The sequence below is a fragment of the Photobacterium sp. TLY01 genome, from assembly GCF_021432065.1.
Lineage (GTDB): Bacteria > Pseudomonadota > Gammaproteobacteria > Enterobacterales > Vibrionaceae > Photobacterium > Photobacterium halotolerans_A.
On the sequence record NZ_CP090364.1, the window covers coordinates 1,816,126 to 1,829,059 of the forward strand.

At 49.8% G+C, this 12,934-nt stretch carries 11 protein-coding genes; 2 read left to right on the forward strand and 9 right to left on the reverse strand.

The window, feature by feature from the left end; translation table 11 throughout:
• Nucleotides 1–2: 2 nt before the first annotated feature.
• From LN341_RS08745 to LN341_RS08780, 8 genes are all read right to left on the reverse strand, one after another.
• The gene (locus LN341_RS08745) at nt 3–1,022 is read right to left on the reverse strand and encodes an ABC transporter permease (RefSeq protein WP_234203070.1); all 1,020 of its coding nucleotides are present in this window, start codon (nt 1,020–1,022) and stop codon (nt 3–5) included.
• Between the two features lie 43 nt (nt 1,023–1,065).
• On the reverse strand, nt 1,066–2,628 hold the full coding sequence (locus LN341_RS08750) for an ABC transporter substrate-binding protein (RefSeq protein WP_052729913.1): 1,563 nt from the start codon (nt 2,626–2,628) through the stop codon (nt 1,066–1,068).
• A 225-nt stretch (nt 2,629–2,853) separates the two neighbouring features.
• Nucleotides 2,854–3,159: a YceK/YidQ family lipoprotein gene (locus LN341_RS08755; RefSeq protein ID WP_234203071.1), complete on the reverse strand. Its 306-nt coding sequence runs from the start codon at nt 3,157–3,159 to the stop codon at nt 2,854–2,856.
• Nucleotides 3,160–3,307: 148 nt separating this feature from the next.
• Entirely contained in the window at nt 3,308–5,842 is a 2,535-nt protein-coding gene (locus tag LN341_RS08760; RefSeq protein WP_234203072.1) for a choice-of-anchor D domain-containing protein, read from the reverse strand.
• Nucleotides 5,843–5,993: 151 nt separating this feature from the next.
• Complete coding sequence (locus LN341_RS08765; RefSeq protein WP_234203073.1) at nt 5,994–6,884, reverse strand: EamA family transporter; 891 nt, start codon at nt 6,882–6,884, stop codon at nt 5,994–5,996.
• 26 nt (nt 6,885–6,910) lie between these two features.
• Nucleotides 6,911–7,483 (reverse strand): O-methyltransferase, encoded by a 573-nt coding sequence (locus tag LN341_RS08770; RefSeq protein WP_234203074.1) that lies wholly within the window; start codon nt 7,481–7,483, stop codon nt 6,911–6,913.
• Nucleotides 7,484–7,740: 257 nt separating this feature from the next.
• Nucleotides 7,741–8,124, reverse strand: coding sequence for a hypothetical protein (locus tag LN341_RS08775; RefSeq protein ID WP_046219846.1), 384 nt, complete (start codon nt 8,122–8,124; stop codon nt 7,741–7,743).
• Between the two features lie 128 nt (nt 8,125–8,252).
• Nucleotides 8,253–8,480, reverse strand: a complete 228-nt coding sequence (locus LN341_RS08780; RefSeq protein ID WP_234203075.1) for a hypothetical protein — start codon at nt 8,478–8,480, stop codon at nt 8,253–8,255.
• A gap of 159 nt (nt 8,481–8,639) precedes the next feature.
• Here LN341_RS08780 and LN341_RS08785 point away from each other — a divergent pair, with 159 nt between their 5' ends.
• On the forward strand, nt 8,640–9,164 hold the full coding sequence (locus LN341_RS08785; RefSeq protein ID WP_234203076.1) for a TetR/AcrR family transcriptional regulator: 525 nt from the start codon (nt 8,640–8,642) through the stop codon (nt 9,162–9,164).
• Nucleotides 9,165–9,172: 8 nt separating this feature from the next.
• Here the strand turns inward: LN341_RS08785 and LN341_RS08790 are convergent, their stop codons facing one another.
• A complete protein-coding gene (locus tag LN341_RS08790; RefSeq protein ID WP_234203077.1) occupies nt 9,173–11,497 on the reverse strand; it encodes an ATP-dependent helicase in 2,325 nt (774 codons plus the stop codon).
• 286 nt (nt 11,498–11,783) lie between these two features.
• Between LN341_RS08790 and LN341_RS08795 the strand changes: the two genes are divergently transcribed.
• Nucleotides 11,784–12,887, forward strand: a complete 1,104-nt coding sequence (locus tag LN341_RS08795; protein ID WP_234203078.1) for a phosphoribosylaminoimidazolesuccinocarboxamide synthase — start codon at nt 11,784–11,786, stop codon at nt 12,885–12,887.
• Nucleotides 12,888–12,934 lie beyond the last annotated feature (47 nt).

The window sequence follows — 12,934 nt, forward strand, 5'->3', positions numbered from 1 at the left end:
GACTACCCCTTCACACTTAAACGCGGATCAACGGCGAAATAAATCAGATCCACAATCACATTCACCAGCAAATAACTTCCGGACAAAGCCAGCGTCACACCCATCACCGCCGGAAAATCATTGGTGATGACAGAATCCACGACATAACGACCGATCCCGGGCCAGTCGAACACGAATTCGACAATCACACTGTTACCCAGCATGAAACCGTAGGTCAGCCCCACAACCGTCAGTAACGGCACCAGCGTCGCTTTCAGGGCATAGATAAAATGCGTGGTCCGTTTGGGCATGCCGAACGCGTGACTGGTCCGTATGTAGTCCTGATTCAGCACTTCGACCATCAGATTTCGGGTGGTCCGTACGAAAATGGCAAAGGTCGCCAGACTCAGTGACATCACGGGTAAGATTAGGTGAAAGACTGCACTCTTGAATGCCTGCCACTGTCCATCCAGTAAGGTATCGAGCAAATAAAAACCGGTCACAGACGGAAATGGATGTTCAATAAAGACCGCTGAGGCAATCCGTCCCTGAAGCGGAAACCAGCCCAGCCAGCCGTAAAACACCATTTGCAGTATGATGGCGAGGAAAAAAGAAGGGACGGCAATCCCCATCAGGGAAACCGCTCTGGAAGCCTGATCTGCCAGGGTATTTTTACGCACCGCGGAAAACACCCCAACCGGTACACCCATCAGGACAGAAACCAGAATAGCGATAGTCACCAGTTCAATGGTCGCTGTCATGTGTGTGCCGATATCCGACACCACACTCTGGCCGGTTCTCAGGCTGTTGCCCAAATCCCCGGTGAGCGCTTTACCCAGATAGTCTGCATACTGATAAATCAGGGGCTTATCCAGCCCCAGCGCTATGGTTGCCTCGGCAATTTGTTCCTGTGTCGGTTTGGACCCCAGCATCATTTCTACCGGTGACGAGGGCAGCACCCTCGTCAGAAAAAATGTGATGGTCAGGACACCGAACAGAATACCGCATAGCATGCCCAAGCGTTTGGCAATGTAACTGCTCATCGCCGTCACCTCCCTGTGATTGTGCCTGAATGGTGGGCGTCTCTCAGCCTTGGTTCAGCTGATAGAAAAAGGTCGCTGCATAGGCAGGATTAGGTTTCAGCCCTTCAATTCCCTTGCGGTAAATCACCCTGTCTTTCAGATCGGCATAGAAGATCGCCACAGCGTCATCTACCAGAATCTTCTGAGCCTGCTGATACAGACGGATTGCTTTTGACCGGTCTGAGCCTTCCAGTTTGACACCTTGATCCACCAGGCTGTCGTAGCGCTGGTTCGAGTAATGCGACAGGTTAAACGAGGTTTTATCTTCGGTACGGAATAACCCGATCAGCCAGTCCGACGGCGTGGCATAGGTCGGCCACCAGGTCATGGATTGCAGGTTAGGCGCTGTTCGCAGGTTCTTGGCATCGTTCCAGATTTTACCCCAAGGGCCTGGTTTAACTTCCAGTGTCACCCCAATTTGACGCAGGTTTTCCTGGTACATCAGAATGGCGTTTTTATAAGCATCTGACGAGTTGATATAAGAAACAGACACTTTCCAGTCTTTTTCCGGCACGCCGGACGATTTGAGTAACTGCCTGGCTTTTTTGAGATCAAAACCGGGCGACTGGATGTCAGAATTCGCGCCCCACATTGAGGTTGGGACAATCCCTTTAGCGACAGAAGCACCGCCTGCGTAGACATAATCAACCACAGACTGATAATCCCATGCATGGGTCAGTGCCTGACGAAACTGCAGATTATCCGTGGGGTATTTTTGCGTATTGATCAGAAATTGTGAGTTTTTCCAGGAAGCGACTTCCTGCACCACCACGTCTTTGTTTTTCGCCAAAGACTGAATCAGATCCGCTGACGGCAGACTGATGAAATCCGCATCACCCGCTTTGATCATCTGAATCTGGGTGGCTGGATTGGCAACCAGTTTTAAGATCACACGCTCATACTGATTGTCTTTCCAGCCGCCCCAGTAGGCCGTATTTTTATCCAGCACCACTTGTTGCCCTTGCTCCCAGGAGCGCACCTGATAGGGACCGGTGCCTGCAGCATGCCCTTCATTAAACCAGTCGGTGCCTTTTTCGGCGGCTTTCGGAGAATAGATATAAGCGCCATATTGAGAAGAGGCAATGAGATCGATGGGCGCGGGATTTTTCGTGGTAATCGTCAGTGTGTGAGTGTCAGGCGCATGGATAGCTTCGACTTCAGACCAGATATAATGCGCGCCTTTTTTCATCGCAATGGTACGTTCAAGTGACTGTTTCGCAGCCTGTGCAGTCAGCTTTTCACCGTCATGAAAGGTGACCCCTTCACGCAGTCTGAACGTCCAGGTCAGGCCATCATCGCTTACCGACCAGGCGGTTGCTAACGCTGGTGTGAAGGTTTCTTCGCTGCCCGGTGGGTTATACCACAGCAAAGGTTCATACACGTTGCTGAGCATATTCACTTCCAGTGAAAAGGCAACAGCCGGATCCCAGTCCTTGATATCGGCATACTGGGCATAGGTTAAAGTGTCTGTGCCGGCGGCCAGTGTGTCTGCTGAATACATCACGCTACCGGCTGCCATGGTCACACTCAGTGCACCCAGTAAGGTCATTCCCTTTTTCTTCAACATATGTCGCTCCACGTTAAGCTCTGTAGTGAGGATTTGCGCCTCGTACAGCCGCGCACTTCACCCGCTGCGCGGCGGTCTTTTCGTAACATCAGCTTAACAATAGAGGGATTAGGACACCTGTCATAGATCCAGATTTTTCTGATGAGGGGTCCAGTTGGGAAAATTCACGATCAAACCAGTCAGCAGGCTATCTCTGAGCTTAAAAAGTCAACAGCTGTCATGTATTTACCGCCAGGACATATGACAAAAACTGGTTTTATGATTCCCATTATCTTCCAGGATGAGATCGAGCGGCAATAAAGCGGTATCTAAAGCAGCCGACGTTACAATATCCACCACGGAAAGTGGGATCGTGACAATCACTATGGGTGGGAATGCCAGAAGCGCATAAACATTACACTCCGCATTATCCGTTGCATAATCGAAACCACCGTAAGGCTGCCCGACCTGGTAACCCGAGCCAACTCTCGATGCAATACTCGAACAACCCGTCAATAGACAAACGCACAGCAATAAACTCATCTTTCTCATGAACACATATGCCTTTCATTTCATTACACATGGGCGTTCTATATCATGAATTCCGATAAAAACGTTCTGCAGCAAAGACTTTTGGAGCACAGCTCGCAACAAAAAACGGCCCCGCAGGGCCGCTGTCATTCTGGTTTTTTTCAATGAATTACTGGCAGTAGGGTTTGATTTTTCCCGCCTCTGCGAAGGCTTTGTCCCACTTAAACTCGTCATTGTCACTGACGTAGTAATAGATCATATCGTTCGGCAACATCACGAACTGGATACCACCATAACCAGACATATAAGGTACGTGGACATCACACTGACCCGGTACGCTTTGTTTCAGTGACCAGAAACTGTTGCTGTAATATTTGTTGGTGTAGGTCGTGCTAAACGGCGGTGTTGACAGGTCACGGAATAACGCAATATCCAACTGTGCAGGATCCAGTACCTGCTGTCCGTTTACCTGACCATGATCAATGCTGGTAAAACGGGCCAGTTTGACAATGTCATCTCGCAGGAAAGTCAGGCCGTATCCGCCAAATGGCATTTTCACACTGTCGTAAGTGCGACGGGTATCCTGCGTACCGAGATCCATGTTCAGTGGTGCCCAGATATCTTTGACAATCACGTCTTTGAAGACGTCAGCCTGTGCGCCAAACTTGTCTTTCACGTAGGCCTGAGCCGTCGCGGTGGCAATATACGTATCCGTGGTGTGGTAAATAAACAGTGTGCCAGGTTCTGAACTTCTCGGATAACGGCTGACTGAATAGTCCAGCTTATTTTGATGACCTTCCACCAGGAAGAATCCCGTATCATTGGCAACCGACCCTTCATCGCTCAGTGAATCACTGGTCAGACGATAATTTCCTGTCGCCATGTCAATCGCGTGATTCACTGTGACTTGCTGCCAGTCATTTTCCGGATCGTTCGCAGCTTCGGGCAGCCAGTCTGTAATCTGCTCCTGCATATAACCCGGATACAGGTATTCCAGTCGCATGGTCGCAGTCCCTGCCATCGCCGATTTCGCGGTCGAGTAAGAAGGCACACGCAAGCGATCACAATAAGGGTGTGTCCCGGCCCGGGTTTCACAGCCCGCAGTATAGTGCGTGCCGTCAACATAAACACCGTATACAGACATGTAATCAGAGCTGACTTCACTGCTGTTGCCAAACTGACTGACATCCACATTGGCCGCAGGATAGTCAGAAGCCAGTGCTGAAATAGGTTTGACCGGCACTTTACTGGCTTCATAGGCCTGATGCTGTTGCTTAATCAGCAAGGCATCAGTGACTGTTGAGGGTGTGTAAGTTGCCGCGACCCTGCCCCACATATCGACCTGATAATACAGGCAGGTTTCAGACGAAATCTGATACGCGACATCACTCATCCCGTTGTCGTTGAACGTAAAGCTCATCAAACCGTTATGGACACAATTCGAATTTTTCTGCATCAGTGCAAAAGGAATGGCGGCTCGCGAATCACCGCTGTCACTGGCTTCTCGCCAGACACGGCCTGGTTCAAGAATATACTCCCAGTATGGATGGTTACCCAGCACAATCCCCCGGGTTTCTGGGATCAGGTGTGTGCCAGATTGTACGAAACGAAAATCAAAGTCTGGCAGGTGTTTACGGGGATCATCCCCTGAGCCGGTATACCTGAATGTATCCCGTTGCTCTGCAAACTGGCCGGTGCTCCCCGGATTGTGAAGCTGAATACGGCCTTCAAACTGATGCGTGGGCTGCGCTGCATTCGCGGGTACAGCAAAAGCTGACAAATTCACCTGGGTATCACTGCCAGTCCCTTGCAGATAGCCATAAGTCAGCCCTGAACGGGACACACTGCCCGAACCACTCAGTGGCTCATAGTTATCCACATAGCCTTCTCCCTGATCATCCAGACCATATCCGCTGACAGACAAATTCAGAACAGGTTGATCAGGATCGTTAGACTGAATAGACAGTGACTGATTAACCGCCCCTTCAATACTTGGCAGATAGTTCAGCGTGATCTGGCACTGGCTCTGTGCACTCAAGGTTGCGTTGCTGCAACTGTCCGCCGTGATCGCAAAATCACCCGACAGACCCGAAATGCTGTTAATCAGCAAATCGGCTTGCCCCTGATTTGTGATTGTCAGTGTCTGATTGACCGATGAGCCAATCAATACACTGCCAAAGTTCACTGAACTGCTGGTTTGAATATCCGCTTCTGGCGTGCCTGAGCCGGGCTCTCCGGTTACAGTGACATTTTCGACAAAGCAATTATCGGCGGTTGAAGCCGCAGCACGAAAACGGAGCACCACACCCGGGTTATTGGCAAGATCAGCCGTGTTGATCAGACCATGCTGAAATGTCCCTGTATCCTGTCCGTTGGTCAGGCTGGTGACAACTGTGTACTGATTTCCGCCGTCGGTAGAATATTCCGCATAGCAATAGTCCGGATCTTCCAGTAAGGTCGCGGCAAAATAATATTCTATGGTGACATTGGAATAGCCAGTTGTATCCCATGTTTTCCAGAGTTGCCCCGTCTGCTGCAGCCGGACCGCATCACCCCCGAGGTTTTCGCTGTTGTTACTCTCGACCACACCTGAACTGGACCATTGGGTAAAACCACTGTCGAAATTATCGGTAAAAAGAATCTCTGCCTGTACGCTGTAGCTTAGCGTCATGCCTGCTACGAAAAGCGTTGCCACTGTTTTCATCTCAACCACCTTAAATCAATCATTTGATATGGGTTAATCGGAACACGTCCTTGTTTACCCTAGTGGCAGGTGTTTTTGTAAAAGAGTACCAACGGCAAAAATCAGAGGATCCAGAATGCAGTTATTAATAAAATTATCATTTTCTCAGACTTTAAAGCTGCTGCCGGGCAGCACGAATTTTTGCCTGCATCAGTCGTCCCCCTAAAATACAGCATGACAAACCGGCAAAGATCAGCCCTGCACCTGCCACTTCCGTTACCGTCATGCGCTCATTCAGCACCAGTGTGGATGTGAACATCCCGACAACGGGAATAAGCAACGCAAAAGGCGTCACTGTGGCTGCGGGATAACTTTTCAGTAAATGTCCCCACAATGCAAAGGCCAGCAGCGTTGAAATATAGCTCACGTAAAGCAGTGCCAGCCAGGTGTCCGTTGTGGCAGCAAGCAGCACGTCCAGTGGCTGTGCCGTTTCGGTGAAATACGAGATTAGCAGTAAAGGCAGCGGAGGAACCAGACTGACCCATACCATGAAATGAAGCAAATTGACCCCTTGCATCCGCTTCATGATGGTATTGGCGATAGCCCAGCAAAAAGCGGCCGCCAGAATCATCATCAGGCCCATGGCGGTAATGTTGCCGCCGGCATCAAGAAAAAACAGCCCGAAACCGGCCACGGCCACCAAAATACCCAGCGCCTGATACCGGCTGATCCTTTCTTGATACAGCAAGACACTCAAACCTATGGTGAAGAACACTTGAGCTTGCAAGATCAGCGATGATAAACCGGCTGAAGCATCCGCTTTCATGGCAATGAACAATAAGCCGAATTTCAGTACCCCCAGAAATACACCGACACCCAGCACGTTCCAGACAGATGTTTTCGGGAAGGGGATAAAAAACACAGCCGGAATCGCCACCACAGCGAAACGTAAAGCAGAAAATAATATCGGCGGCAGCGTCTCCAGCCCTATCTTAATCACAGAAAAATTGACGCCCCAAATGACGACAACCAACAGTGCAATGCTCAAGTCCCTTGATTTCATGTTTCCGTCCTATTCAGCCATCACGATCAGGCTTTGTGAACCACAAACTCTCCTTTGCCAACGGGTACCAGACAGGTTGTTAATCCATCCTGGCGGCTCAGATAGTCGGTAAAGGCTTCGAGTTCATGACGATGTGAAATCGCATTGTCACACACTAATACCCCACCGGCTGAGAGTTTACTTAGCAGCAGCTCAATATAATCCATGTAAGCTGAACGCTCGGCGTCGAGAAAAATAAAATCAAAGATCAGATCTGTGCGTTGTATGAATTCACCGGCATCTGCCTGAACCTGTTCAATCCGATCCTGTAATCCGGCCCGGACGAAGTTTTCAGCTGCCATTGCGATCTTATCTGTCTGTTTTTCAATGGTGACCACTTTACCTTTAGCGGACAGCGACGAAGCCAGCCACAGCGTTGAGTACCCATTCGAGGTGCCAATTTCCAGTATGTTTTCGGCGCTTGTTGCCTTCACCATGACAGACAGGAACTCACCTGTGTCCCGGGTAATATTCAGCAGTTTTTTCGATCGGTCGGATTGAATTGCGTCATTGTGTTCCCCTAACAATTCTAATTCAGCCAGTAATAATGCGAACGACATCCGTTTCTCCCTATTCATGATTTCGGGCAGAGCAATCATCCACCACAAATATATGAACCTGGAAACATATCAATGGTGCTGCATTTCATCAATGATAACTGCTGAACAGCAGGCAAAAAAAAGGCTGCCAAAGGCAGCCAAGCATCACAACTTATAGGGTTTGGTAACCCATTCTTATACCGTTCAACATCTTTCTGTTACTGGCAGATTGATGTATCAGTATTAAGAGACGACAGTATGACGCTGAGTATTAAGCATTATTTTGTCAGAGAACACGGCGTTATCTGATTTTCTTTATAACCGCACATCACAGGATAATTTCCCGCCTGCTTGATATCGGGGGAATCTTCCAGCACATGGTCTTTATAATGGCGCCAGGTATATTCCGCCATCAGCACGCAATAGCTGGGGTCGGTATCTTTTTCGCACTGCTGTCTTGCCCGTAACAGTGCCGACATCTCGACTTCGCACTGATAAATCTGGGCCTCATCTTTGTAAAGCTCTCTGCACAATGACAGAGGCTCCTCGGCGGCGCTTGCTTGCACGGCATTGGACGAAATATCCCGCCAATGTACCTGAGATGAAGAACAGGCCGTGAGCAAACAGAAAAACGGTATGATCAGCAACCACTGAAATCGCATTGTCAGCCCTTCCTTTTGCACTGGACGCTATAGAATGGCGACCGTTCAGGAAAGATTCATAAACGCAAAATAGTGTGTCTAGTTTAACCGTCCAGTCTTAAAACTGCCCACGACATTGTTTTCTCGTTTTAATGCGCCCTCAAACCCCTGACTTCCTCTTCCCGGTAGGCCTTTTTCAATGCCAGCCAACTCGTCTTCGGACCAAGAATCAATGACAGCACGGCCACGCCGCCAACCATCAGTATACCGCCCACAATCGGCCCCAGAACAAAACTGTAAAACACCAGATACGGCACATAAACGCCATAGCGCAATACCTGAAGCATTGCTCTTTTCATTAAAAGTAAATAATTCATGATTCGGCTTCTCCATCTTTCTGTTTCATTGAATTGAGCGCGCTCATTTATAGTAATTTGAGCGCGCTCAATTTTCAACATTCAAGATGAAGTCCGCTCCTTAATTACGGTATGATGGCAACTCATCCGCAACTGGCTATCAGCAAAGCAGCACAAGACATGATGAAAAAAGAACAGACAAAACGACGAATTCAGGAAGCCGCCTGGCAATTATTTCGTGAGAACGGATATCAAGACACAACGACCCGGCACATTGCTGAGCGCGCTGAAGTCGCAGCCGGAACGGTATTCAGCCACTTTCCGACAAAGCTGGATTTACTGAAAGCGGGTTTGAGTCAGCAAATTGATCATGTCTTAGCGGCAGCAAATACTGATTGCCCCGAGACCGGCCCCAAAGAAAAACTCATGCACTTTGCCGGTTACCTTTACGCGTTTTATTGTCTGGAAGCGGATTTCAGCAGAGAGCTGTTTCGGGTTTTAATCTGGCAGCAAGAAGAGTTCGAACAGCAACTGGAAACCTTCCGCCAGCGCTTGTTTTCACATGAACCCAGTTACGATCAACAGTACGCCGCCGTCATGATGGATTGCTACTTTATGACACTGATCACAGGTTTGAATGCCGAAAAACCGGATGCGGCATTCATGCTGAATCAATTAGAAAAGAAGTTAGATGTTTTGCAGTAAGTTCGCCTTCATCGGAGCACCTGCCGACGCGCGTGGGACACCGCAATCAAACGCTTCACCAGCACAGGTTTTTGACTGTCTGCCGCCGTTTTCAAATCACGTAACAAGCGGGTGATTTCTGCGTCAAGGTAACGGGCATTTTTGGTTCTGATCAGGGAGCGAATCACCTTCTCTGCGTTATCCGGCAAAGGCTGTTCAATGGCCCACAGGTAGCTGTAATCGCCCGTGCAGGCGTGATTGGCTGCTTTTGTGATCACTTTTCCTGACGCGCTAAGACTCACACTTTGCACGGCATCTGCGGCCCGGCCGACACGTTCATAATACCTTTCCGTGACCGGGGATTGTGCAGCAGGCAAAGAGCCGTTTTGATACAGCGCCGGTCCAATGGCTTTGGCCTGCTCAATGGCGGCTTCCCGAACGAAGGAACTGGCGTTACGTTTACCTTTCTTTTCTGAATCTGTGTAATACACAGCCGAATACGCTTTCGCCCGCGTTAAAGCCACATAAGCCAGCCGCCGTTCTTCTTCCTGGTCTGTTTTCATATCCGTAGCTGCCGGATTGCGGTAGGGAAACGCATCTTTATCCCAGAACGGCAGGAACACACGCGGGTACTCACACCCTTTAGCCCGGAATATCGTCGTCACTTGCACGCTGGCTGAACGGGGCTTCTGATCGGACTGACCCTGACCGGTATCGCGGGATTGCGCAGTATAGAACTCGAAGTACTGCAGGGCTTTTTCACAGCGTTGATCCATCGACTCCAGCACGGTCGAGACCGCATCTAACCTGTCTATCGCTTCTTCTATCTCACTGGCTGTGGCTTCGGTTTTCCAGATCCAGCTGTCCAGGCCACTTTCTCGTCGATACTGTTCAAACACATCAAAGGCCTTCTGCCCGCCTTTGCGCTGCAACCGGGTAAAAAGTTCAAGGCGTTCAATCAGGTTATCCAGTTTCAGATTGGGGTTCACCTGGGCATGTCGTTCAGCAAATTCAACCCAACGGCTATCCGGCATTTTCACCAGCTGATCGCACAGAGGTCTGAGCGCTTTATTGGGTACGTAACAATGGGGAAATGACAGCAAGCTGAATAGCAGTGCGGATCTGTCCTGCTCATTGAGTTGAGAAAATCGCCCGATGGCCAGGGTCATGACTTCCATCAGTAAGCGCACTTCACGGCTGTTTGCCAGCACAGAAGGTACGGGCATGTGGTACGGAATCTGTTTGCTGAGAAACGCCAGTTCAAACAGCAGCGTCTGAGACCAGCGTCGGACCAGAATGGCGATATCGTCCGGCTGACCACCCTGTTCAATATACGCCTGTACCGCACTGACAATTTCCCCCACTTGGCGGGGAGAGCCTATCAAATGCACCTGAGTATCCGGGATATTGTCAGCGGGCACGGTCAGAAAATCTGAAAAACGCGCCTGGTTATGCGCAATCAGATGGCTGGCGGCCAGCGCCAGACTATGACCAAAGCGAAAAGTCTGCGACAGCGTATAAACCTGCGCGGGGGCGAAGTCACGTTCGAAATTCAGCATGAACTGCGGTGCACTGCCCCGCCAGGTATAAATGCACTGATCAACATCCCCAACGGCCACCAGCTGACAGTCAGGCCCGAGCAACTGCTTCAGTAATCGGTACTGCGCATTGTTGATATCCTGAAATTCGTCAACCACCAGGAGTCGGCACTGTTGCTGACAATGCGCACGCAATGCGACATTCTGTTCAAGCAGTGACACGACAGTCACCAGCCAGTCATCAAAAAACAGGAGCTTCTGCGCCTGCCGCAAGTGTTCAAAGGCGGTATAGGCATCCAGAATAAAGCGATAGTCATTGTTGATACCCGCCATGGCAAACACTTCATGAGGCGGTAACATATGCGCTTTCACCAAGCCGACAAAACTGAGCAGCAGTTCAAGGGTTTTCGGCTCTTTTAATTGCTGCTGTTTACTGTAAGCCGTCTCTTTCCCCGTCATTTGTCGCAGCACTTGTTTCGCCAGGCTTTTGTCGTTTTCGCCGGGATTGAAATCAACGCGGTATCCGCTTTCAGCCAGATAACCCGACTGATTCAACACCCGCAGACAAAAACTGTGGAACGTATGAACAGGGACCGGCTGAGTGATACCGGACTGGTTGAGTTTCTGCTGAAAATCACGGCGTATATCGCTGTTGAACATCAGCACCAGTATTTCGCTGGCCGACCGCATGTCGAGCTGAGCCTGGATCAGGCCAACCAGAGTCGTCGTTTTCCCTGTCCCTGCACCGGCAATACATAAGGCATTTCCCTCGCGATGCTGAATAAAACACTGCTGCTCGGATGTAAAATGCATCATGTACCGTTTTTACCTGCTGGTCTGAAAGGACAGTGATTTTGCCACAGTTCTACCCGTCGCACTAACACCTGTCAGTCTTTTGCGATTACCGCTGAAAATTCAGGCAAAATGGCGGTACTGTTGCATTTCGCGTCACTCAGAGAAACATCAAGGCAAACGTTTGCTTTTTTGCTGAAAGGCGAAAACACTTCTGCTATCATCTGCCTCGCCAACAGGATATGCGCTGATTGGGCGACACCCAAACAGCGATTTTCATCGAATTGACTCTTGAAATAGGAACTTCACCATGAGCCTTGCTGATCAAGTTCTTGCTGTAAATGATGATCTCCCAATCCGTACCGACCAGCCGGTTCACAGCGGTAAAGTCCGCTCCGTCTATTGGCTGACTGAGGCTGACAGCCGTCGACTGATTAAAGAGAAAGGCTACAATGTTCGCCCGAATGCGCCTTTGGCAATCATGGTGATCAGTGATCGTATTTCTGCGTTCGACTGCATCTGGCATGGTGAAGGGGGCCTGAACGGTGTACCGGGCAAAGGCGCGGCACTGAATGCGATTTCCAATCACTGGTTCCACCTGTTCCGCGAGAAAGGCCTGGCAGACAGCCATATTCTGGATATCCCACACCCGTTTGTCTGGATCGTTCAAAAAGCCCGTCCCATCAAAGTAGAAGCAATTTGCCGTCAATATATTACCGGTTCTATGTGGCGCGCCTATGCCAACGGCGACCGTGAGTTTTGCGGGATTCAGGTGCCAGATGGCCTGCAAAAAGATCAGAAATTACCTGAGGTTCTGATCACCCCTTCCACCAAAGGGATTCTGCACGATATTCCGGGCGTGCCTGCTGTGGATGACGTCAATGTCACGCGCAGTGATTTGCTGAACAACTATCAGGCGTTCAATTTCAGCCAGCCTGAAGATGTTGATCATTACGAAGTGCTGCTGAAAGAAGGTTTTGCCGTTATCAGCGACGCGTTAGCGCAACTGGATCAGATCTTTGTCGATACAAAGTTCGAGTTTGGTTATGTCACCGATGCGCAAGGTCAGGAAAAGATGATCTACATGGATGAAGTCGGCACACCGGATTCATCCCGCATCTGGGATGGCCCTTCTTATCGCGAAGGCAAGATTGTCGAAAACTCGAAAGAAGATTTCCGCCAGTTGCTGCTGAACCACTTCCCTGATCCGGACATTCTGCTGAACAAAGACCGGATGGAAGAACGTGAAGCACTGGCCCGTGACAATGCCCTGCCCGAAGAAGTCCTGATGCAGGTTTCCCGTATTTACACCGGCATTGCAGAGAAAGTGACCGGTCAGAAAGTCGAACTCAGTGGCAACCCGAAAGAAGAAATCATTACTGTGCTACGCAATGAATATGGTCTGATCGACTAATATTCCATTTGTGGATTATCAGGGCAGCTGATCGCTGCCCTTTTTTA